We start from the raw sequence: 21,546 nt of genomic DNA on the forward strand, positions 1-21,546 counted from the left end.
GGCGCCGCCCTCAGCCGCCGCGCGCCTCGATCATCGCCGAGCGATTGACCTTGGTCGCCGCGGTCCGGGGAATCGCGTCGACGAACTCGACCGTCTTGGGCGCCTTGTAATGGGCAAGCCGGCTCTTCGCGTACTCGATCACCTGTTCCTCGGTGAGCTTCGCGCCGTCGGCGAGCTGAACCACCGCGTGCACCCGGCGTCCCCATCGCGCATCCGCGAGGCCGATGACGACGACGTCGGCGATGCCGGCATGGCCGGCCAACGCCGACTCCACCTCCGCCGGAAACACATTCGCCCCGCCGGTGATGATCATGTCGACGCGGCGGTCGACGATGTAGAGGTAGCCGTCCTCGTCCAAATAGCCGATGTCGCCGGCCGAGCGGAAGCCGTCTCCGGTCGATGGCAGCGGCGGCGCGCCGCCGACATAGCGCGAGCCCGCGCTCATCGGTGCGCGGAGATAGATTTCGCCGTGCTCACCGGGACCCAGCTGTCTGGTTCCTGCGTCGAGGATCCGGATCTCGGTGTCGCGGAAACCGCGGCCGACGCTGCCCGGATGAGCCAGCCACTCGTCGCCGCGCAGCGCGGTGAGCCCGAGATTCTCGGTCATGCCGTAGGCCGACACGCTCTGCTGAGGGCTCAGCAGTTCGAACCAGGTGTGCATCAGCGAGGGAGGCATCACGGCGGCGCCCTGCAGGACGAACACGATGCTGGACAGGTCTCGCTGCCTGACGTCCGGCCGGGCCGCGATGCGCGCCAGCATGGTCGGCGTGGCGGTGAAGTTGGTGATCCGGAAGCGTTCGATTACGTCCAGAACCAAAGCGGCATCGAACTTTTCGAGTATCACGAGGTGATCGCCGGCCAGCAGGAAGAAGAAGGTGGCGAAGCCGTTGGTGTGGTACATCGGCGCGGGCACCATGATGGTCTGGGGCTGGGCCACCGGCGTCCAGTTCGACAGGAACGGCTCGCCGTGCTGCGGAGTCCACAGCGAGGGAGCCAGGCTGAGGATCACCTTCGGCACGCCGGTCGAACCACTGCTGCAGATGCCGTTGACGTTGGGGGAGACGGCCTTGGGCAGGGCGCCGGCGGCCTCAGCGTCCGCTTGGGCCTCCAGGCGCCACCGGCTCGCCTCGTCCACGACCACGGCGGGGTTGATCACCTCGCGCACCCTGTCGCGCTCCCACTCGGGCAGGTCCCAGTGCATGGGCACGGGAACGGCGCCGACCTTCCAGCACCCCAGCGTGGCCAGCACCAGGTGCTCGGAGTTGGGAATCGCCAGGGCCACGAGGGAACCGGTGTCAGCGCCGTTGGCGGCCAGCGCCCGGCCCCACTGGTTGGCGCGGGCGTCGAGTTCACCGAAAGACAGCGACTGCGCGGTGCCGTCGAGGGCGACGATGGTGACCCCAGGGTCATTCGGGCGCTGCTCGGCGAGCTCGTGGAGCTTGACGCCGAACGGGACTCCGTCGGCGAGCGGGTTGGCCGTCGCTTCGGCCGCCGGCGATTCGGTCACGCCGATACCGGCCCGCTGAACAGAGTTTCCAGCGAGCCGTCGCGGACGTCCGGGATCAGGCGCAACGCCAGCGCCTCGGCGCCCAGCGGCAGGCGGATCAACGGTTGGGTGTGCCGGTCGAGCACGCTGACGTCGGACTCATCGCAGAAACCCAACGCGCCCAGCAGCTGGTGGGCGGTGCGTAGCACTTGCCGCGCGGTGTCGGATGCCTTGAGCCGAAGAACGAGTGCGTCCGCCGAATGGATCTCTATGGGTAGCGATTCCGGCCGGCAGACGGTGAATTTCGCCAATTCGTACAGTCCGCGCACGGCGACGGCGGCCTCCGCGACGGCGAACCTGACGGCCTGGAAATCCGCCAGCGGTTTACCGAACTGAATGCGGGCGCGCACGTGGTCGGTGACGATGTGCAGCGCCTGCTCCACCGACCCCAGAATCCGCCATGATCCCAGCACGAGATGAAGGTTAACGTCACTGGCCGGAATGGTTCCGTCGGGTTCGCCGAGGGAAGCGGGCACGAGGAACGGCCCGAGTTTGGCGGCGGTCCGCGACGCCGGGCGCGGGCGGTAGCGGTTGCCGTCGAGGTCGGCGGCGAGCCAATCGCCGGGCAGGTCGCCGTGGTCGATGCGCGGCGCCTCGGGGTTGACCAGGGCAAGGCGGGCGCCGTCGATCGCCAACAGCTCCTCGGCCACCGGATAGGGCAACGCTGCCGCGCCGGCGGCCCGGCACAGCACGGCCCCCGCGAGCAGGTCGTCCGCCTCCGAGCGGACATCGAGGTCGAACGCGCCGACCTCGCCCAGGGCGGTGCGCGCGGCGTCCCGGACGCCGTCGTCGGTCTCGGCGCGCAACGCCGCCTGCGGGCCGCCGAGCCGGGTGAATCGCTTGGCCGCGACCGCGGCGAAGTCGCTGATGTCCTGGGGCAGTTCGGTTTTCATCGGTGTTCTCCCAAAACGTCCCGGGCCACCAGCATCTTCTGCACTTCGATCGTGCCCGATGCCACAGTGGCCGCCTGGGCGTAGCGCCAATGGTCCTCGATGGCCCCGTGCAGCGCCGCGCCGGAACCGCTGTCCAGCGCGATCGGGCCCAGCACGTCGAAGAGCAGCTCGGCGACCTGCTGGTCGCAGGTGGTGGTGGCGATGCGGGCCGCGCTGGCCGCCGCGCCCGCCGCCGGGTCATCCTGCAGCGACACCGCCCGGTAGGCCAGCAGCCGCGCCACCCGGAGGTCGACGAGCGCCCGCACCCACCGCGATCGAAGAGACTCGGGCAGCGTGTCCCAGTCGTCGCCGAGTAGTGCGCGCATGCGTTCGAGCAACGACTCACACCGCGCGTAACGGGCGATGCCGACGCGCTCGAACGCCAGCGCCTCACGCATCACCCGCCAGCCGTCACCGACCTCGCCGAGGACGTCGCCGGGAGACGCCGCTACGCCGTCCAAGAACATCTCGTTGAGGTGGTGCGGCCCCAGCATCGATCCGATGGGCCGGACGGTAAAGCCGGGCCGGTCCATCGGAATCAGAAAGAGGGTGAGCCGCTTGGGCTTCGGGGCCTCGGGATCGGTGCACGCCGCCAGCACGCACCACGATGCCATCAACGCGTAGGACGTCCACACCTTCTGGCCGGTGATGCGCCACCCGTCCCCGTCCGGGACGGCGCGGGTGCGTAGCGAGGCGAGGTCGGTTCCGGCCTCCGGCTCGGAAAACCCCTGACACCAGATCACGTCGCCGGCGGCGATGGCCGCCAGGTGCTTGGCCTTCTGCTCGGCCGTTCCGTAGCGCATCAGCGCCGGGCCCACCCAGTTGATGCCCATGTACTGGGGACCGCGTGGCTCGTGCTGAGCCCACATCTCCTCGCGCAGCACGGTCTGCTGCCACACCGAACCCCCGCCGCCGCCATGTTCTTTCGGCCAGGCCAGCGCCAGCAGGCCCTCCGCGGCCAGGAGCTTGCAAAACGTCTCGGTGGTGGCGAGATCGCGCGGGTTCTCGGTGCAGGCCCCGAGGAAGTCGGCGGAAATGTGGTCGGATATCAGCTCTCGCAGGTGCTTCCGCAACTCTGCGGCGTCGTCGCCGAGGTCATAATCCATCGTCGTCATCCCTTCGGCAGCCCGAGCAGCCGCTCGGCGATGATGTTGCGCTGCACTTCCGATGTTCCCCCGTAGATCGTCGCGGCCAGCGCGTCCTGGCGTTCGAAGAGCAGGTCTGGGTCGCTGAGGGCCTGCATTCCCTCGGTTGCGGCGGCCAGGTCCCAAACCCGCTGCAGGGTCACCGATCCGAGCAGTTTCATGGTGTCGGCTTCGGGGCTGGGTCGCCCCGCCAGTTCGTTGGCCAGGGCGCGGTATCCGGTGGCCCGCAACGCTTCCGCGTCGGCGAGCAGGGAACCGAGCTCGGCGCAGATATCCGCCGTCGGCTGCGCGCGGCGTACCGCGTCGAGTCCGCGCTTGATCTCGACCCAGTTCATGATCCAGATCATCTGGCGTTCGTGGTGCAGCGAGGACAACGCGACGTTCCACCCACCGTGCAGCGGCCCCAGGAGGTTGTCGGCGGGCACCTCGACGTCGTCGAGGAAGACCTCGCAAAACGTCTCGTCGGAGATCGATGCCATCCGGATGGGCTCGATGCGCACTCCCGGCGAGTGCAGGTCGAGGATGAGGCAGGAAATACCCCGGTGTTTGGGTGCCTCCGGATCGGTGCGGGCATACAGGGTGCACCACCGCGACTCGTGCGCTTGGGTGGTCCAGATCTTGTGCCCGTTCACCCGGAAGACGTCCCCGTCACGCTCGGCCCGCGTGCGCAGGCCGGCGAAATCCGATCCGGCCTCCGGCTCGGACATGCCCAGCGCCCACCATTCGTCACCGCGCAGCAGCGGTACGAGAAGGCGGTCGATCTGGGCGGTCGTCCCGAATTGCCGGATCCCGGGTGCGGCGACGTTGGGGCCGGCGATGTTGGGCAGCTTGGGCGCCGACCGCAGCGCCGCCTCGATCCTGACCTCCATCGCATCCCGCAAACCCAGGGACCGGCCGCCGTGCTCCCGCGGCCAGGTCGGCTGTATCCATCCGGCCTCGAACGCGGCCCGCTGGTACGCCCGCCGCAGTGTCAGGTCCCAGCGGTATTGCCGATAGTTCGCGTAGTAGTCCTTCGGCAGGAAGTCGCTCAGCCAATCGCCGAATTCCTCGGTCGGCGAGGTCATTTCGCGCTTCCTGCGAAGCGGCGGCCCACCTCGTGGTAGAGCGCCCGGCTATCGCCCAGCATCGCGGCGGTCTGCCAGGCGTGCCGCACGTAGAGGTGAGCGTCGTGCTCCCAGGTCTGCCCGAGCGCACCGTGCACCTGGACTGCGGTCCTCGCGCAATTGACGGCCGCCTCGCCGGCCGCCGCCTTGGCGAGTGCCGCGCCGGTCCACGCGGCTGTTGGGGACGCGGTCGGACCGGCCAGCCGCGCGGCCGCGGCATAGGTGAGGCTGCGCGCGCGCTCCAAGCCGACGTAATTGTCAGCGAGCGCATGTTTGATGGCTTGGAAGGCGCCGATCGGCGTGCCGAACTGGCGGCGCGTCTTCGCGTGCTCGACGGCGCGATGCAGGGCGGCGCGGGCCACGCCGACCAAATCGGCGGCCGCGGCCACCAATGGCGGCGTCAACGCCGCGTCCACATCGACGGGTGCGGTGGCCACCGGCTCCGCGTCGACCTCGACGTCCGCGAGCGGTTGCGCCGGGTCGGTCGACTCGCCGGCGATCACGGTCACCCCGTCACCGCAGCGAACGGCCGCCACCACTGTGCCGCTGGAGACGGTGTCGGCCCGCGCCAGCGTGACGAGCAGATCGGCGCGGGACAGGTTGGGGACCGCGACCGCCCGGCCCCGGAGCCGTCCGCCGTGCAGCGTCATCGGCGCACCCGCCAGCCGGGAACCTCTGGCATGCACGGCCAGGGTGGCGATGGCTCCGCCCGCGATGTCGTCGACAACCGCCTCGAGCCCGGTGTGCCGCAGCGCGCCCGCGGCCAGACCGACACTGCTCAGCAACGGAATCGGCGCGAGGGCGGCACCGCATTCCTCGAGCACGACCGCGAGCTCGACCGGCCCGTAGTCGCCCGCCTCGGCGAGCTCCGTCCAACCGAGGTCGACAACCGTCTTCCACAGCGCGCGCCAGCGCTCCGGATCGGTGATCGCTTGCCGGGCCGCGTCGGCCGGGCACTCCGTGCGCAGGATGTCGCGCACCGTGTCGCGCAGCGACAGCTGGTCCGCATTCAGCCCGACATCCATAAGACCCCTAACATAATAAAAATAGTAAACTAGCGCCCCGGTTCGCAATCGCACGGCGATATATGCATAGGTGGATGCATGGTCCAGTGGTATTTGTTCCTGCCGCAGGTGCGGCTGTCGGCGGCCGACATCGTGGAGCGGGCGCGCCACGCCGAGGCCAGTGGCTTCGACGGCATGGCGTTCATCGATCACCTCGAGGCCCCCGGCCTACCCGATGAAAGCATCTGGGAGGCAATGGGCATTGCCGGCTGGGTGGCGGCCAAGACCGAGCGGCTGCGGATCGGACACCTGGTGCTGTGCGACGCGTTTCGCCACCCCGCGGTGCTGGCCAAGCAAGCCGTTACCCTGTCGGACGCGTCGGGGGGCAGGTTCGAGCTGGGTCTCGGCTCGGGGTCCTGGCCCGCGGAGTTCACCAGATTCGATGTCGGCCAGCAGGATCCGGTGGCCAGGGTGGAGCAACTCGGGCGCCACCTCGACTTGATCAGGCGGTACTGGGGCGACGATCCGCACGGCGCGGCTCCGCAGGCCCCGCGAAGGTCGTATCCGATACCGCTCGTCCTGGGCGGCACCGGCCCCAGGATGATGGAACTGGTTCGCAGACACGCGGATTGGTGGAACGTGCCGGCCAACCACCTCGACAAGTTGCCCAAGCTGGCGACCTCAGCAGGAACGGCCCGGGTCTCGGTCCAGCAGATGGTGGGGTTCGTCCGAACGGGCGGCGACCCGAACACAGTGCGCGAGGTCAGCCAGCGGCGATTCGGCAACCTGGGGTCGGGGCTGGTCTGCGGCGACGCCGACGAATTGATCGCACACTTCACCGGACTGACCACCCAGCGGGTCGAGCGGTTCTATGTGTGGTTCGCCGACTTCGCCGTGCCCGATTCCCTGGACGAATTCGGGGAAACGGTGATCAAGGCGTTCGCTGCCTCCGGCGGCGGGCCTCCGTAGGCACCACCGGCGGCCGGGCGTACGGCCCGCGTTGCACCGCGCTCAGCCGAATCTCCGGGAGGTCGACCGACGGGTCGACGGTGTCCAGCCAGGCGACCGCGTCGGCCACATCCGAGACCCGAATCGCGTACATCTCGAAGGGAACGTCCTGCAGCATCTCGGTTTCCACCGGGCCGGGTGTGACGATGTGGACGCTGATGCCGTCGCGGTCGACCTCCAGCGCCAGGGCCCGCGCGAATGCGTTCATGCCGGCCTTCGATGCCGAGTAGGCCGTCCGCGCCATCATCGGTTCGTGCGCCGCCGACGAGGAGATGAACACGAATCGCGAACCGGCGCGCATCCTCGGCAGTGCGGCGGCGGTCACCACGAAGCACGAATCCAGATTGGCCGAGATGATGGTCCGCCACTGCTCGAACGTCTGCTTGCGCGCGTACGTCCCGCCCAACGTGCCCGCCGCGTGGACGACGAGGTCGATCGTTTCCAATGCGCTTACCGCAGCTGCGAATCCGTCCGGGTCCGACGCGTCGGCCACGACGTGGCGGGCACCGATCTCCTCGGCGGCCGCGCGCAACGGCGCTTCGCGCCGCGCTGCCAGCACCACGTCGTAACCGAGCTCGACCAACTTGCGGCCGCAGCCCTTGCCGATCCCGCCGCTGCCGCCGGTCACCAACGCGGTTCTCAACGGCCGCCGCTTACGATTGCCGGAAATCCCGCGTCCGCGACAAGGCTTGCGGCGACAGCGCGTGAATTCGTTGATCAGGCCCACCGGAGAGCACATAGGTCTGGGTGTCGGCGAGATGGCGACCGGCGATGCGGCGCGCCCGGTCGACGTCGCCCTCCGCGATGGTCTCGGTCAGCTTGACGTGCGTGCTGAGCACCGCCCGGCGTTGCGCCAACGAGGGATAGGTGCCACGCGCCGCGCTCTCGTCCGCCCACTGTTGTTCGTGGCTGGTCCACAGCGTCTCCAAGCTGCCGACCACCGCGATGATGGTGTGGTTACCGCAGCCGCGGACCACGAGATCGTGGAATTCACGGCCGATTTCGGTAAACAGCCCACCGTCTTCGATGTTTTCGGCCATGGAGTCGTTGACCCGGTTGAGTTCGGGCACCAAGGTGTCCGCCCGGTCCGGCCGCCGGGCGGCCAGGGCGGCGCACGCGGGTTCGAGTTCTTGCAACGCCATGCCCAGGTCGGCGACGGCCACGGATTCGCTCTGCAGCAACAACCCCAGCATGTAGGCGGCGCTCGTCTTCGCCGGGGCGTGCACGACGGCCCCGCCGCGGTTGCCCCGCCGGACCGAAACGAGCCCCTCGGTTTCCAGGATCCGCAGCGCTTCGCGCAGGGAAACCAGGCTCACGTTGAACTGTTCGACGAGCACCTCTTGACGCGGCAAGAGATCGCCGTCGGCGAGCTCGCCGTTGATGATCTGGCGGCGCAGCTCGTCGGCTACGATCTCTGCGATCCGCGGCGCCGATAATCGGCGACGGGCGTCCTGCCCAATTCCCAAGGCGGTCATCCGATCCTCGATGCAAAGCAACTCGCTGGCTTAGCTATTTTAGCAGTAATGGTATAAATAGCTTCTTCGGTCGCGTGTCGATCGGGAGGGCGGGTAGTAAGTGAGCGAGCGGTCCGACAGCCGGCCCACGCCGCTGCATGACCTGCGCGTCGTAGAGATCAGCGACCGGATAGCGGGCAGCTACTGCGGGAAGCTGCTGACCGACGCGGGCGCTCAGGTGCGCAAAATCGAACCACCGCAAGGCGATTGGCTCCGCCGGTATTCCGCCACTCGGTCGCCGGTGCCGGAGGGGCGGAGTTCGCCGCTGTTCGCCTACCTCAACGCCGGCAAGCGCAGCGCGACCTACCCGCCGGGCTCCGAGGGCTTTTCCGCCGATCTTGCCGCCGCCGACGTGGTGGTTCTCACGGCCGGGCGTTCCCAGGCGGCGGCCCTGGGTGTCGACCCGCAGCGGTTGCTGGCGGCCTCCCCGCGCGCGATCATCGTCACGATCTCCGACTTCGGCTGGGCCGGACCGTACGCCGACCGGGCCGCCAGCGAATTCACCCTGCAGGCGTGGGCGGGCTCGCCCGGCTTCCGCGGCGATCCCGCCGGGCCGCCCATCTCCATCGGTGGCGACCTCGGGGAGTACATGGGCGGCGTGTACGCCGCCTTCGGTGCGCTGGCCGTGCGCCGCCGCGTCGAGCGGGGCGGCCCCGGTGAGCACCTCGACCTGTCCATGCTGGAAGCGCTCACCGCAATGCAGAGCAGCGAATGGCTGCACTCCCAGCTGCTGCAGGTGCCGCCGATCCGCCGCACCCTCGAGGTGCCCTCCATCGAGCCCGCCAAAGACGGCTACGTCGGGATCACCATGGTCACGGGCCAGCAATGGCTCGACTTCGTCGCGATGGTCGAGTGTCCGCAGCTCGAGGAGATCGAGCAGCTCCGCTTCCAGATCGGCCGGTGGGCCTACCGCGACCTGATCCGCGAACAGATCCGCCCCTGGCTGGCCGAACGGACCGTCGAGGAGATCGTCGAGCTCGGCCAGCTGTTCCGGCTGCCCATCGCGGCGCTCGGCAACGGCTCCACGATCCGGGATATGGAGTATGTGACCCAGCGCGGCGCGTTCGTTGCCAATCCCGCCGGCTTTCACCAGCCCCGGCCGCCATGGCTGATGTCGGCATGCGCGCCCGCACCGCCGGGGGCCGCACCCGTTCCCGGCGAGGCCGATGATGAGAAGCCTTGGTCCCCAAGGGAACCCGGGGCGGACTTGGCTCCGCGCACGTTACCCCTGGCCGGTGTGCGCATCGTCGACCTGACCGCGTTCTGGGCCGGTCCCGCGGCAACCCACCTGCTGGCCGCCTTCGGCGCCGATGTCGTCAAGGTGGAATCCATCCAGCGACCCGACGGCATCCGCTATTCGGGTGGCATGCGCACCGACGTCGACGATTGGTGGGAGTACGGCTGGGTCTTCCACGCCATGAACACCAATAAGCGCTCCGTCACGCTGGATTTGGGCTCCGAAGACGGGCGCCGCCTGTTCACCGAGCTGGCCGCCGGCGCCGACGTGGTCATCGAGAACTTCTCCCCACGGGTGATGGACCACTTCGGCCTGACCGCCGACGTGCTGCTGAAGGTCAATCCCGAACTCGTCGTTGCCCGCATGCCCGCTTTCGGGCTGGAGGGGCCGTGGCGGGATCGGGTCGGATTCGCTCCCACCATGGAGCAGATCGCCGGCCTGGCCTGGGTGACGGGGCTGCCCGACGAGCCGCCGGTCACCCCAAGGGGGGCCTGCGACCCGCTGGCCGGCGTGCACGCCGCGTTCGCCGTACTGGCGGCGCTCAACTTCGCCGAACGCACCGGATCGGGGCAGCTGGTCGAGCTGCCGATGCTCGAAACGGTGCTGAACGCCACCGCGATCCAGGCGATCGAATCGGAGGTCTTCGGGACGACGCTGACCCGGCGGGGCAACCGCGGTTTCGGCGACGCCATCCAGAACATCTATCGGTGCGCCGGCGACGACGACTGGATCGCGGTCACCGTGCGCGACGACGGGCAGTGGCGTGCGCTGGTCGAGCTGATGGGTCGACCGGCCTGGTGCGACGAGGGGTTGGCGACCGTCGCCGGGCGGTCGCAGCGGGCGGATGACGTCGATCGCCGGCTGGCGGAGTGGTTCGCCTGCCAACCCCTCGACGCGACGGTGGAGCGGTTAGCCGCCGCCGGCATCCCCGCCGCGCCGGTGGTGTCACCGTCGTTGGTCACCGAAAACCCGCAGCTTCGGCACCGCGGATTCTTAGAGCCCCTGCACCATCCCAGCACCGGTGCGGGGCTTTATCCCTGCCCCCCGTTCGCCCGGCTGGCCGGCCAGGACCATTGGCTGCGGCGGCCACCGCCGCGATTGGGTGAGCACAATGAAGACATACTTCGCGATCGGTGCGGGCTGAGCGACGACGAACTGACGCGCCTCGCAACCAGTGGGGTGATCGGGACCCGACCCAAGGGCCTCTAGAGAGAAGTGGAGGGCATCTGATGCGCGTGACAGTGGACGAAAACCTGTGTGAGGCCAACGGTTTCTGCGAATCGCTGGCGCCGGAGGTGTTCGAACTCGGGGACGAGGATGTGGTGCAGATCGCGGACGGCCCCGTGCCGCCGCGGCTCGAGATCGACGTGCGCGCCGCGGTGGATCAGTGCCCCAAGGCCGCGCTGCGGCTGATCGATTAGCGCTCGGTCAGCGATATCGGCATCGCGTCGTAGATCGACATGTTGGTGGTCAGATTCGGGTAAGCCGCCTTGGCCGGACCGATTTCGATGTCGTCGCAGCGCAACAACAGTTCGTCGAACACCGCCCGCAGCTCGGCCCGGGCCAGCATGGCGCCCAGACAATGATGTGGTCCGCCGCCCCCGAAAGCGACGTGCGGGTTGGGCTGACGGCCGATGTCGAACGCGAACGGTGAGGAGAAGACCTCCTCGTCGCGGTTCGCCGAGCGCAGCATCGACACGACGCGTTCACCCTTCGCGATGTGCTGACCGTCCATTTCGACGTCGACCTTGGCGGTGCGCGTCCAGTACGCGACTGGTGAGGCCCAGCGCAGCACCTCCTCGACGGCGCTCGGCCGCAGCGTTTCGTGCTCGCGATAGCGCTCGATCTGCTCCGGATTCGCCATGAAGGCCTGCAGCCCGATGGCCAGCGCGTTCTTGGTGGTGTCGCTGCCGGCGAAGGCCAGGACGAAGAAGAAGAACTCCAGTTCGTTGGCGGGCAGGCTGAATTCCTCGCCGTCTTCGCCGGTGATCACCGCGGTCGCCAGCGTGCTCCAGATGTCATCGGTGGGGTTGCGCCGCTTCTGCGCGGTCAGCTCCGTCGCGTAAGCGAACACCGATGCGAAGAGGTCGAGCTCGACCCGGCCGCTCGGGCCCGCCTCGGGCGCAAGGACCTTCAGGATGCGGTCGAAGATGTCGAATATCCGCGGACGGTCCTCGTCCGGGATGCCGATGATGTCGCCGATCACCGTCATCGGCAGGGCGTCGGCGACGTCCTCGATCCAGTCCCCGCCGCCCTTGACGAGCAACGCATCGATCATCCGTGCCGCACGCGCCCGGATGCCGTCCTCCAGCTTGGCGATCGCCCGGGGATTGAAGGCGTTGGAGATGAGTTTGCGGCGCTTGTTCAATTCCGGCGGGTCCAGCGTGATGATCGTCGGGGACGCCGAGAACAGGGCGACCGGTTGGATGAGCGGGCCGTCGGCCGCGGTGAACGAGTCGGTGTCGCGGTGCAGGCGGACGGCGTGCCGGTGTTTGGTCGCCACCCAGAAATCACGGTGCACGGTCTGCGCCACGCCCGGGGTCAGTTCATGGCGGAAGATCGGCCGGCTGCGTCGCAACTCCGCGAACAGTTCGTCCGGAAAACCATTGCGCCACAGGGCGAAGTCGGAAAGGTCCACCACCGCAGCCGCCATGTGATATCCCGCTCTGCCGGGGCGCATCCGCGCCGCGTTGACGTTCAATGCTTAAAATAGTAAAAATAGACGTTGTCGTCGAACCGCGGTGAGTGAAGCCCGGTTGCGCTGGGCACGCTTGGCCTGGGCGGGATATGGAGAACTCGTGACGCATGCAATTTCGGACCCGGCACCGGATTCGGCCGGCGATCCCTCGGAACGCGAGTTCGGGCAGGCCGGCATCGCGCTGTCGACCTATCGGTTCCCGACCGGCTGGTTCATCGTTGCCTTCGGCTCGGACCTGGCCGCCGGCGACGTCAAGCGGGCGCACTACTTCGGTGAGGAGCTCGTCATCTTCCGCACCGAGTCCGGCCGGGTGCACGTGATGGACGCCTACTGCCAGCACCTCGGCGCCAACCTCGCCGTCGGCGGCACGGTGGAAGGCGAGAATATCGTCTGCCCGTGGCACGGCTGGCGCTGGCGTGGCGACGGCAGCAACGCGCTGATCCCGTACAGCAAGATCGGGTGCAAGAACAACGTCCGCATCCGCACCTACCCCAGCATGGAGTGGTACGGCTTCGTGCTCGCGTGGCACGAGCGGCACGGCCGGGCGCCGTACTGGGAGCCCCCGGTGCTCCCCGAACTGGAAACGAACGAGTACTACCCACTGCACCCGCACACGCAGATGATCAACCGGGTCAAGGTGCACCCGCAGATGATCATCGAGAACGCCGCCGACCCGTACCACGTGCAGTACGTGCACAAGGCCGCCAATCCCGCGACCACCGCGTCGTTCGAGGTGTCCGGTTACCACCTGCACGCGACCGTCAACGCCCATTTCGGCGGTGGCCGCGCGTCGACCTGGCTGACCCCCAACGGACCGGTCGACGCCAAGATCATCTACGACAACTACTCGCTGGGCCTGGGGGTCGTCCGCTTCCCCAGCGAACTGGTGGCCACGGTCCAGGTCACCGGGCAGACGCCGGTCGACGAGGACTACACCGATTACTTCTACACGCAGGCTTCCGTCCGCGAGCCCGGCGATACGGGCGACGTGCCGACCGGTCGCGCGGCCAAATTCCTGGGACTGCAGCAGGAAGTCATCAAACAAGACTTCTTCACCTGGGAGAACATGAAGTATCTGGAGAAGCCGAACCTGGCTCCCGAAGAGGCCCACGACTATGCCGCCCTGCGCCGCTGGGCGCACCGCTTCTACCCGGGCACGCAGCCGTCGCCGTCCGACTTCGGCTACACCGCCGACGGTCAGCCCGACCCGGCGGCCGCGAAAGCCTGATGCCCGGACCCGCCGACTTCGGCGTCGAAAGCTTCACCGTCGCGGCCGTGCTCGATCGGCGCGCCGAACAGCATCCCGACCGGGTGATGATGTCGATCGCCGGCGTCGACGTGACCTTCGAGCAGATGCGGCAGCGGTCGTGCGCCGCGGCGAACATGCTGGCGGAGTTGGGAGTCCACCGTGGAGACGGCGTGGCCATATTCGCCGGCACCTGCCCCGAATGGGTTTACTTCTGGTTGGGCGCGGCGCGCCTTGGCGCCGTGACCGCCGCCGTCAATGCCGCGAACAAGGGGGACTTCCTGCTGGACGCCCTACGGCTGTCGCGGGCGAAGGTCGTCCTGACCGATGCCGAGCGCCGGCCCCGGCTCGACGAGGTGGCCGGCGCGTTGGATCACGCGCCAACCGTGCTGGCGCAGGGCGATTCACTCGCATCGGCGTTGAGCCGAGACGCCGGCACACCGCCTGCGGGCGCCGCCGGCGCGTCGACGGACGTGGGCTGCCTCTTCTACACCTCGGGTACCACCGGGCCCTCGAAAGCGGTTGCCACGACCTGGCATTACCTGTTCACGGTGGCCGCGACGGTCGCGTCGGCCTGGGAATTGCGTGCGGGGGACGTGCTGTGGACGGCGATGCCGCTGTATCACCTCAGCGCGGCGCCCAGCGTGCTGGCCCCGATGCTGCTCGGCGCGACGACCGTGCTGGCCGGGGCTTTTCATCCCGGTCAGGTGTGGGACGAGGTGCGCGCCCGCGGCGCCGTCGGTTTCGCCGGCGCCGGCGCCATGGTCTCGATGCTGCGCAACCTGCCCGCGGATCCGCGCGATGCCCAGCTGCCGTTGCGGTTCATCTCCGCGGCTCCCATCGACGCCAAGCACTACCGGGACATCGAAAAGCGTTATGGCTGCCGCATTGTCACGATGTACGGGATGACCGAGGCGTTTCCGATCGCCGTCAAGGCCCTGGCCGACGACGGAGTGCCCGGAACGTCGGGCCGGCCGAATCCTCATTTCGACGTGCGCCTCGTCGACGAGAACGGCGAACCGGTGCCCGCCGGCACGGTGGGGGAGATCGCCTGCCGACCGCGCCGCCCGCACGTGATGAGCGAGGGCTATGTCGGCCCGGGGCTGCGGGTGATTCCCCACGCGGAATGGTTTCGCACCGGCGATCTCGGCCGGTTCGACGGCGGGGGCAACCTGACCTACGTCGACCGCAGGAAGGATTCGCTGCGCCGGCGCGGGGAGAACGTCTCCTCGGTGGAGGTGGAAACCGTGGTCATGCACCATCCCGCCGTGGCCGAAGCCGCCGCCGTCGGGGTGCCCAGCCCATTGGGCGAAGATGACATCCTGGTCGTGGTGACGTTGCGGCCAGGGGCCACATTGGATTACACCGAGCTGCTCGATTTCTGCGCGGCCCGGATGCCGTACTTCTGCGTGCCCCGATTCGTGGAGATCGTCAGCGAACTTCCGAAGAATGTCATCGGACGAATACGCAAAGACCTGTTGCGCGCGCAGGGGGTGACTCGGGAGGCGTGGGATCGTGAAGCTCAGGGCTATATCGTTAGCCGGTAAGTTACGTTAATGTTACGTAATCGTCGGCAAGTTACTTTACCGTTACATCCAACCGCTCGTTGGCAGTCGTTTCCCGGAAGAGGCTGGAGACCAAAATGACGATGTCCTATCAGGAACAGCAAATGCTCCTGGCCGCCGCCGGCCGCGCTGCCATCCTGGACCTGAACGCCCGGCACAACCGGGCATATTCCAAGGGCGACCGGGACCGCTGGATTGCCACGTTCCGTCATTCCGGCGCCACCTACACCCGTGACGGCGATACGTTCGACGACCTGCGCGCCGCCTTCGACGGCGGCGACGGGCAGCGCCTGGTGACGGTCGACCACGAGATCCGCATCGACGGGGTGAACGCCGTACAGCGTTGTGTTGTCGTGCTATTCGCCAGCATGTACGGCGACACCACCCTGCGCGCGACCGGGGTGTTCAAGGACACGCTGATCTACGAGCGCGGCGGCTGGTACTTCACCTCCCGCAAGCTGCAATGGGACTCGGTGCCCAGTAGGCACCCGCTCGTTATGTGAGCGGCGTGGACCCGGATCTCAGTTACCAGCTGGCCTTCGGCACCTATGAAGATGCGCTGCGGATGGTCGGCGCGACGAGCGAGCCACGCACCGCGGCCACGGCCGTCAGCGGGGCGCGCATCCAGTTGTTCGCCGCAATGGTCCACGACGGCAATCGCTCCTACTGGGACGCCGAGTTCGCCCGCCGCAAATGGGGAGGCCTACTAGCGCCCCCGGCCCTGCTGATGGGCTGGTTGATCCCTCCGCCGTGGGAGCCGCAGGGCCGACCGCCGGCGGCATCCCTGGTGCTGCGGGTGCCGCTGCCGGGCACCACGTTCATCAACGCGGCCAACGATGTCGAGTTCCTGCAGCCCATCGTCGAAGGCGATCTGCTCACCGTCGTCGAGGAATTGCTGTCGGTGTCGCCGGAGAAGCGGACCCGCCTGGGCATAGGTCATTTCGTCGAGACGCTGGAGACCTATCAGCGCCAGGACGCGACGGTGGTCGCCACGTGCCGGAACACCCTGTTCCGCTTCACCCCCGCGGCGTCTTCGTGATCGCAGGCGAGCTGAGCTTCGACGAGATCGCCGTTCCCGTCGACCTGCCCGAGGTTGTCGACCACATCAGCTACCAGCGTGTGGTGGAGAACGCGGGCGCGACGTGGGATTACTTTCCGGGGCACTTCGATCCCGAATACGCGCAGCGCCAAGGCAATCCGACCATCTACGTCAACACGATGCACCTCGCCGGGTTCGCCGACCGCGTCGCGACCGACTGGGCGGGACCGGGCAGCCGCGTGGTGCGCCGCTCCCTACGGCTGGCGGGCTCGATATATGCCGGCGACACCATGATCGGCCGGGGCCGCGCGGTCGCCAAACGTCGGGACCCGTCGGTCGACCCGCCGCGCTGCCTCGTGGACATCGAGATCCAGGTGACCAATCAGCACGGTGCGCTGTGCTGCCCGGTCGAGCTCACTTTGCAGGTGCCCGAAAGTGGTTGAGCGTCAGCCGGATAGCGGCGGCAGCTGCCCTTTGCATACCAGCGTCTGGAGTTCGACGTATTCGTGGAGGCCTTCCGGGCCGAATTCGCGTCCGATACCCGACTGCTTGAAGCCGCCGAAGGGCGCGCCGATGTCGAGTGTGTACATGTTGATGCCGTACGTGCCGGTGCGCACCCCCGCCGCGATCTCCAACCCGTGTGCGATGTCGGAGGTCCACACCGAACCGGCCAAACCGTAGTCGCTCTCGTTGGCGATCCGGATTGCGTCGTCCTCGTCGTGATAACGCAGCACGGTCAGGACCGGACCGAAGATCTCCTCCCGGGCGATGCGCATGTCGTTGGTGGCGTCGGCGAACAGCGTCGGCTGCACATACCAGCCGCGGTCCGACGGGCTGTCCAGCCCGCCGAGCACCACGCGGGCGCCCTCGGCTTGACCGGACTTGATGTAGTCCTGGACACGGCGTTGTTGGCGTTGTGCGACAAGGGGTCCGATGTCGGTGGCGTCGTCGGCCGGATCTCCGACGTTGAGGGACGACATCATGTCTGCCAGCGCGTCGACGACCTCGTCGTGGCGCCGGTCGCTGACCAGGATCCGGGTCTGCGCGACGCACGCCTGGCCGTTGTTCATCAGGCCGGCGGTTTTCAACCCGGCTACCGTCTTGCCGATGTCGGCGTCGTCGAGGATGATCGCCGCCGACTTGCCGCCCAGTTCCAGGCTCACCCGCTTGAGCTGCTCGCCGCACAGGGCGGCGATGCGGCGCCCGACGGCGCTCGAGCCGGTGAACGCGATCTTGTCCACACCCCGGTGGCGCACCAGCGCCTCGCCGATCTCGGGTCCGCCGGGCAGCACCGAGACTACCCCCTCGGGAAGGTCCAGCTGCTCGATCATCTCCGCCAACCACAAAGCGTCCAAAGGGGTTTCGGGTGCGGGCTTGATGATGACCGTGCACCCCGCGATCAACGCCGGGATCAGTTTCGGCATGATCAAAAATTGCGGAACGTTCCACGGCACGATCGCGCCGACCACCCCGACCGGTGCCCTGCGCAGGTGCACTTCGCCGAGGACACCCTGGCGCCGTTCTTCCCACGGGAAGTCGCGTGCGGCGGCCAGCGCCAGATGGATGAGCGTCGCCGCGGCCGCCCCTTGTCCCATCCGGCTGAAGCTGCGCGGGGAGCCCATCTCGTCGGTGATCAGGTCGGCCATCTCCTCGATGTGGCCGGCATAGATCGCGGCCAACTGCTCGACCTTGGCCATCCGCTCGGCGTGGGTCATCCGCGGCCAGGGCCCGTGATCGAAGGCGTGTCGCGCCGAGGCGACGGCGGCGTCGACGTCCTCGGGCCCAGCCAACTGAACATGGCCGACCGGTTCTTCCGAGTGCGGCGAGATGACGGCGAGCTGTTGCGGGTTGGCGGGCTTACGCCACTGCCCCCCGATGAAGAGTTCGTCGTAGGACCGGTGGCCGGCGGATTCTGTCATCCGGCACCTCCTCGAGGGTCGGGCGCAATGCGACAGGGACCGGGATTTCGCTATTGACGCTAACATAGCGAAAAAAGCAGCGAGGCTCATATGACCAGCGATTGGCGCAGTTACCCCTTCCAGTTGGTACCTGGCGACAGCCAGCTGGACTTCCCGGCCGCCGAGGGCGAGCATCCGGATCAGGAGTCGGACACCTGGTTCATCGCCGGGCAGCTGGAGGCTGCCGAGACCGACCGGTCTTTTGCCTTCCTGACCATCTTCAACAAGAACCGGCCCGGTGGCACCGTGGTCGCCGACTTCTACACGATGGCGCTCTTCGATCTGGATTCCGGTGATTACGGCACCTACACGGATTACGACATGCCGCCGGCCAACATGGAACCTGGGGCGCAGCGCAAGCTGAGGTTGGCGCCGGGTTTTCTGGACATCCATTACGCCAGCGGCGCAGGCACCGCGTCCTGGATCACCTGCCGCGACAACGAAGGTGAACTGCTGCCCTACACCTACCGCGTCAGCCTGGTCGGCGAGGACCAGGCGGGGCGGCCCATGCGCCTCGACCTGGCGGTAACCCCAACGCGCGCACCGACACCGGTGGGTGCGTCCACGTACAAGGGGAAGATCTGCTGCTTCGGCCAGACCGACACCTATTCGTATTTCCAGACCGGCATGGCGATGACGGGCACCCTGCGCTGGGGCGGCCTGGTCCACCAGGTTTCCGGGAGCAGCGGGCATATCGACCGGCAGTGGTTCCCGAAGTACGCCGGCGGTGGTGGGACCGGGGGAGACCCGCGGGCCCGGTCCCACGAATGGCGCACCATCAACTTCGACAACGGCGTGGACCTGAGCATCTGGCGGCAGTTCGACCGGACCAACCGCAATGCGCTGCAACCGTTTACGGGAGTGACGATGAGTCATCCCGATCCGGCCGTGCCGCCGGAATGCGCCGAGGACGTAGAGGTGGAGGTCAGCAGCTACGTGCGATGGCCGGACGCGGTGCAACCGCTGGTGCGGCCGAACGCCGCCGCCCGCTACATGCCGGACCGCCACAGGATCACCTGCCGCACCATGCAGCTCGACATCGTCGGGGAGCCGCTGGTGCCCGCTCCCGCGCACGGCCTGCCCATCGAATACATGGAGGGCCCGTACCGCTACCACGGAACACTATGGGGTGAACCCGTGACCGGCTTCGCCTTCAACGAACGCTCCCTGGCCCTGTACCGCGACTGGGAGCTGGTCGAGGTGCTCGCCACCAGCGTCGCGAACATGGAGCCGGCCGACCGGGACCTGCAGATGGCCGCGACCCTGCTGGTGCAGCTGCTGGCCCGTGGCCGCCGTAGCGAAGCGGTCAGGCTGTTGAGCACGGTGCGCCCGGCTCAAACCGACGCGCTGGCAACGCTGTTGGATGACCTCGTGGCGGTGTTGTCCGCCGAGGGGTCAACCCAGGGCAGCTGATCCGGCAAGCGCCTCCGCCCAGGCGTTGTGGCGATGCTGCAGCCCGGGTTCGTTGCGGCCGAACAGCAGGTGGTCCCTGGCGCCCGACTCGAGGTTGGTCTGCAGGTTCTCGACCAGCCGGTAATCCTCGTCGCGCACCGTGGCGTGCGCGTAGTCGAAGACGGCGTGCGCGCCAGCGGAAACGGATTCGTCGGAAAGGTCCAGCGGGGTGGAGTTCTGGTGCACGGTGATCGATCTTCCCGGCCGGTCCCCGGGGTAGATCCGGAACAGTTCGCCGTTGGCGATGGTCACCGACAGCACGATGTTGGGGAACAGCGCATAGATCACGACCAAGTTCTGGAACGGATTCCACTGCTCTTCGGGGACACCGTCCAGCTCCAGGATCGTGTTGAGCGGGAAGATCAACCGGTGGTGCGGTCCGAACGCGTCGAACACCGTGCAGTTGCTGCGGGCGATGGTGGCGAAGGTCTGCTGGTGCACGGTGGCGAAATGGTAGTTCTCCGAGAAGGTGTCGACCGCGAGCTTCCAATTGATCGGACAGTCGAGCACCTTCTCGCCCAGCGGCGACCACCGCCCGATGCCCCACGAATCGAGCTCGTCGGCCAGGGGCCCGAGGTGGGCGGCAACGTCGAGGGGTGCACCGGGATGCAATGCGGCCCAGAGGAACCCGGCGAACTCGGCGGCCGGAAGTTCGGTCAGACCGTCCACCTTGACGGTCACGCCGCTGAATCCCTCGCGGCCGGGCAGGCCGACCAACCGTCCGTCGTTGTCGTACGTCCACGCGTGATACGGGCAAGTGAACCGCTTCGCGCTGCCGCAACCCGTGGCCACCTGCGACTGCCGGTGCAGGCAGACGTTGTCGAACGCTTTGACCGATCCATCGGCCGTCCGGGTCAACAGGATCGACCGCCCCATCACCGTCTTCGTGCAGTAGGTTCCCGGGCCGGGCAGCTCCGAGACGTACCCGACCAAGTGCGGACTGGCCATCACCATGGCCCGCTCCCGGTCGTGGCGCTCGGCCGACGTGTAGGCGTGCGCCTCGACCCGGTGCTCGGCCGGGGCGAGATCGGTGGTCCTGTCGCGCGCCAGCTTCAAGGCGCGGCGGGTGAGGTCGATGAGTTGGTCGCGTTCCACCTGCCCAGTACAGACCTTGCGACAGTTGTAAGGTCAAGGCGTGCCTGACCAGTTGCTGATCGGCGACGTCACGGCCCTGACCGGGATCGCTTCCGGCCGCATCCGCCACTATGAAAAGGTCGGCTTGCTGCGCGCCGAGCACCTGTCCAACGGCTACCGGGTGTTCGGTGTGGAGCAGGTGCTCGACCTGCTGCGCATCGATCTGATGAGAAGTCTCGGCATCAGCATCAACGACATCCAGCGCCTGGTCGCCGACGGGCGCACCTCGCTGGCGGACGTGCTCGACGAGCACCGGGCGCTGTTGCTGCGTCAGCGCGACCGGCTGGATGAGTTGATCGCGGCCATCGACCGATCCCGGGTCGCGTCCCGCGCCGCCGCCGACTGCCCGGACGCCGACGTCAACGACGACATTCTGCGCACCCTGGCGACGACGCACCGCGACAGCATCGGCGTCATGGGGAGGCTCAGCGCGCCGCTGTCCGCGCCCGTCGCGACGATGTACGCCGACCTGTTCGACGAGTGGGATCTGCCGGTTCCGGCGCTGTTCGGGCAGATGGTCCTGCCGCCGGCGGCCACCACTCTGCTGGCACAATTGGCCGAGCTGTCGGGACGTCAGGTGCTGTTCGACCGGTTGCGCAACCTCGCCGGCGACGTGATCCGGTTGGGTGACGATCGGGTGGCGGCGACGGAGCTGGCCCGCAGCTGGGTCGACCGGCAGCTGGCCGACCCACTGCCCGACGACGTGGTCGGTGTGCTTCGCGCGGTGCAGCCGTCATTGGAACATGACCCGGTGATCGTGCAGGGATTCCGGGCCTGGGCCGGATCCATCAACCGGGCGGCCGCCGACTTCCTCGACGAGATCGCCCGTCAGACCGCTCACCGGGGCCTGGTGGCCGTGAGCGTGATCGTGCTGCCCGCGGCGACGCGGGCTCAAACCCGAGATGTGACACCGTGATGCAGATGTGACCAGTGTGGTCAATGTGTCGGGTGGTGTTCCTGTCGTA

The 21,546-nt window shown here is 68.0% G+C and carries 20 protein-coding genes; 10 read left to right on the forward strand and 10 right to left on the reverse strand.

The window, feature by feature from the left end; genetic code table 11:
- Positions 1-10: 10 nt before the first annotated feature.
- From C1737_RS01175 to C1737_RS01195, 5 genes are read right to left on the reverse strand one after another with little or no spacing between them, the layout of a single operon-like run.
- Positions 11-1,507, reverse strand: a complete 1,497-nt coding sequence (locus C1737_RS01175; protein ID WP_102417001.1) for a class I adenylate-forming enzyme family protein — start codon at positions 1,505-1,507, stop codon at positions 11-13.
- The gene (locus tag C1737_RS01180) at positions 1,504-2,439 is read right to left on the reverse strand and encodes an acyl-CoA dehydrogenase family protein (protein ID WP_102417002.1); all 936 of its coding nucleotides are present in this window, start codon (positions 2,437-2,439) and stop codon (positions 1,504-1,506) included. Before C1737_RS01180 ends, C1737_RS01175 begins: the two co-directional genes overlap by 4 nt.
- Positions 2,436-3,593, reverse strand: a complete 1,158-nt coding sequence (locus tag C1737_RS01185) for an acyl-CoA dehydrogenase family protein (RefSeq protein WP_197508948.1) — start codon at positions 3,591-3,593, stop codon at positions 2,436-2,438. Before C1737_RS01185 ends, C1737_RS01180 begins: the two co-directional genes overlap by 4 nt.
- On the reverse strand, positions 3,590-4,687 hold the full coding sequence (locus C1737_RS01190; protein ID WP_102417003.1) for an acyl-CoA dehydrogenase family protein: 1,098 nt from the start codon (positions 4,685-4,687) through the stop codon (positions 3,590-3,592). The genes C1737_RS01185 and C1737_RS01190 overlap by 4 nt, the downstream gene beginning before the upstream one ends.
- Complete coding sequence (locus tag C1737_RS01195) at positions 4,684-5,751, reverse strand: acyl-CoA dehydrogenase family protein (protein WP_068097311.1); 1,068 nt, start codon at positions 5,749-5,751, stop codon at positions 4,684-4,686. The genes C1737_RS01190 and C1737_RS01195 overlap by 4 nt, the downstream gene beginning before the upstream one ends.
- A 78-nt stretch (positions 5,752-5,829) precedes the next feature.
- On the opposite strand from C1737_RS01195, the gene C1737_RS01200 reads away from it, so the two are divergent.
- A complete protein-coding gene (locus C1737_RS01200; protein ID WP_067916588.1) occupies positions 5,830-6,699 on the forward strand; it encodes an LLM class flavin-dependent oxidoreductase in 870 nt (289 codons plus the stop codon).
- Here the strand turns inward: C1737_RS01200 and C1737_RS01205 are convergent.
- Both C1737_RS01205 and C1737_RS01210 read right to left on the reverse strand, forming a co-directional pair.
- Positions 6,662-7,381 carry an SDR family oxidoreductase gene (locus C1737_RS01205; protein ID WP_068097317.1) on the reverse strand — a complete coding sequence of 240 codons (720 nt, stop codon included), beginning with the start codon at positions 7,379-7,381 and terminating at the stop codon, positions 6,662-6,664. The two genes, C1737_RS01200 and C1737_RS01205, sit on opposite strands and share 38 nt — an antisense overlap.
- A 10-nt stretch (positions 7,382-7,391) precedes the next feature.
- The gene (locus tag C1737_RS01210; RefSeq protein ID WP_067916594.1) at positions 7,392-8,213 is read right to left on the reverse strand and encodes a FadR/GntR family transcriptional regulator; all 822 of its coding nucleotides are present in this window, start codon (positions 8,211-8,213) and stop codon (positions 7,392-7,394) included.
- A gap of 100 nt (positions 8,214-8,313) precedes the next feature.
- Here C1737_RS01210 and C1737_RS01215 point away from each other — a divergent pair, with 100 nt between their 5' ends.
- Together C1737_RS01215 and C1737_RS01220 are read left to right on the forward strand one after the other, a co-directional pair.
- Complete coding sequence (locus C1737_RS01215) at positions 8,314-10,698, forward strand: CoA transferase (RefSeq protein WP_102417004.1); 2,385 nt, start codon at positions 8,314-8,316, stop codon at positions 10,696-10,698.
- Between the two features lie 20 nt (positions 10,699-10,718).
- A complete protein-coding gene (locus C1737_RS01220; RefSeq protein ID WP_046185638.1) occupies positions 10,719-10,910 on the forward strand; it encodes a ferredoxin in 192 nt (63 codons plus the stop codon).
- On the opposite strand, the gene C1737_RS01225 is transcribed toward C1737_RS01220, so the two are convergent.
- On the reverse strand, positions 10,907-12,190 hold the full coding sequence (locus C1737_RS01225; RefSeq protein ID WP_369804482.1) for a cytochrome P450: 1,284 nt from the start codon (positions 12,188-12,190) through the stop codon (positions 10,907-10,909). The genes C1737_RS01220 and C1737_RS01225 overlap by 4 nt on opposite strands.
- A gap of 97 nt (positions 12,191-12,287) precedes the next feature.
- Between C1737_RS01225 and C1737_RS01230 the strand changes: the two genes are divergently transcribed.
- The 5 genes from C1737_RS01230 to C1737_RS01250 all read left to right on the forward strand — a co-directional run bounded on the left by C1737_RS01230 (position 12,288) and on the right by C1737_RS01250 (position 16,480).
- Entirely contained in the window at positions 12,288-13,415 is a 1,128-nt protein-coding gene (locus C1737_RS01230; protein WP_102417005.1) for a Rieske 2Fe-2S domain-containing protein, read from the forward strand.
- Positions 13,415-14,980: an AMP-binding protein gene (locus C1737_RS01235; RefSeq protein ID WP_102417006.1), complete on the forward strand. Its 1,566-nt coding sequence runs from the start codon at positions 13,415-13,417 to the stop codon at positions 14,978-14,980. The genes C1737_RS01230 and C1737_RS01235 overlap by 1 nt, the downstream gene beginning before the upstream one ends.
- Positions 14,981-15,075: 95 nt before the next feature.
- A complete protein-coding gene (locus C1737_RS01240; protein WP_067916601.1) occupies positions 15,076-15,501 on the forward strand; it encodes a nuclear transport factor 2 family protein in 426 nt (141 codons plus the stop codon).
- Between the two features lie 62 nt (positions 15,502-15,563).
- Positions 15,564-16,037 carry a MaoC family dehydratase N-terminal domain-containing protein gene (locus C1737_RS01245; protein ID WP_199182795.1) on the forward strand — a complete coding sequence of 158 codons (474 nt, stop codon included), beginning with the start codon at positions 15,564-15,566 and terminating at the stop codon, positions 16,035-16,037.
- Entirely contained in the window at positions 16,034-16,480 is a 447-nt protein-coding gene (locus C1737_RS01250; RefSeq protein ID WP_369807461.1) for a MaoC family dehydratase, read from the forward strand. Before C1737_RS01245 ends, C1737_RS01250 begins: the two co-directional genes overlap by 4 nt.
- 3 nt (positions 16,481-16,483) lie before the next feature.
- On the opposite strand, the gene C1737_RS01255 is transcribed toward C1737_RS01250, so the two are convergent.
- Positions 16,484-17,956, reverse strand: coding sequence for an aldehyde dehydrogenase (locus tag C1737_RS01255; protein WP_102417007.1), 1,473 nt, complete (start codon positions 17,954-17,956; stop codon positions 16,484-16,486).
- A 90-nt stretch (positions 17,957-18,046) separates the two neighbouring features.
- Between C1737_RS01255 and C1737_RS01260 the strand changes: the two genes are divergently transcribed.
- Positions 18,047-19,408 carry a secreted hydrolase gene (locus tag C1737_RS01260; protein WP_102417008.1) on the forward strand — a complete coding sequence of 454 codons (1,362 nt, stop codon included), beginning with the start codon at positions 18,047-18,049 and terminating at the stop codon, positions 19,406-19,408.
- On the opposite strand, the gene C1737_RS01265 is transcribed toward C1737_RS01260, so the two are convergent.
- On the reverse strand, positions 19,391-20,542 hold the full coding sequence (locus C1737_RS01265; protein WP_102417009.1) for an aromatic ring-hydroxylating dioxygenase subunit alpha: 1,152 nt from the start codon (positions 20,540-20,542) through the stop codon (positions 19,391-19,393). The two genes, C1737_RS01260 and C1737_RS01265, sit on opposite strands and share 18 nt — an antisense overlap.
- Positions 20,543-20,582: 40 nt before the next feature.
- On the opposite strand from C1737_RS01265, the gene C1737_RS01270 reads away from it, so the two are divergent.
- On the forward strand, positions 20,583-21,497 hold the full coding sequence (locus C1737_RS01270) for a MerR family transcriptional regulator (RefSeq protein ID WP_102417010.1): 915 nt from the start codon (positions 20,583-20,585) through the stop codon (positions 21,495-21,497).
- Positions 21,498-21,546 lie beyond the last annotated feature (49 nt).

Source organism: Mycobacterium sp. 4858 (genome assembly GCF_900240975.1).
Lineage (GTDB): Bacteria > Actinomycetota > Actinomycetes > Mycobacteriales > Mycobacteriaceae > Mycobacterium.

Excerpts from the sequence above, each read along its gene's own strand:
- C1737_RS01240 (WP_067916601.1), top strand. The coding sequence starts at position 15,076 with ATGACGATGTCCTATCAGGAACAGCAAATGCTCCTGGCCGCCGCCGGC.
- C1737_RS01185 (WP_197508948.1), bottom strand. The coding sequence starts at position 3,593 with ATGACGACGATGGATTATGACCTCGGCGACGACGCCGCAGAGTTGCGG.
- C1737_RS01210 (WP_067916594.1), bottom strand. The coding sequence starts at position 8,213 with ATGACCGCCTTGGGAATTGGGCAGGACGCCCGTCGCCGATTATCGGCG.
- C1737_RS01255 (WP_102417007.1), bottom strand. The coding sequence starts at position 17,956 with ATGACAGAATCCGCCGGCCACCGGTCCTACGACGAACTCTTCATCGGG.
- C1737_RS01195 (WP_068097311.1), bottom strand. The coding sequence starts at position 5,751 with ATGGATGTCGGGCTGAATGCGGACCAGCTGTCGCTGCGCGACACGGTG.
- C1737_RS01200 (WP_067916588.1), top strand. The coding sequence starts at position 5,830 with ATGGTCCAGTGGTATTTGTTCCTGCCGCAGGTGCGGCTGTCGGCGGCC.
- C1737_RS01220 (WP_046185638.1), top strand. The coding sequence starts at position 10,719 with ATGCGCGTGACAGTGGACGAAAACCTGTGTGAGGCCAACGGTTTCTGC.
- C1737_RS01260 (WP_102417008.1), top strand. The coding sequence starts at position 18,047 with ATGACCAGCGATTGGCGCAGTTACCCCTTCCAGTTGGTACCTGGCGAC.
- C1737_RS01190 (WP_102417003.1), bottom strand. The coding sequence starts at position 4,687 with ATGACCTCGCCGACCGAGGAATTCGGCGATTGGCTGAGCGACTTCCTG.
- C1737_RS01235 (WP_102417006.1), top strand. The coding sequence starts at position 13,415 with ATGCCCGGACCCGCCGACTTCGGCGTCGAAAGCTTCACCGTCGCGGCC.
- C1737_RS01180 (WP_102417002.1), bottom strand. The coding sequence starts at position 2,439 with ATGAAAACCGAACTGCCCCAGGACATCAGCGACTTCGCCGCGGTCGCG.
- C1737_RS01245 (WP_199182795.1), top strand. The coding sequence starts at position 15,564 with ATGGTCGGCGCGACGAGCGAGCCACGCACCGCGGCCACGGCCGTCAGC.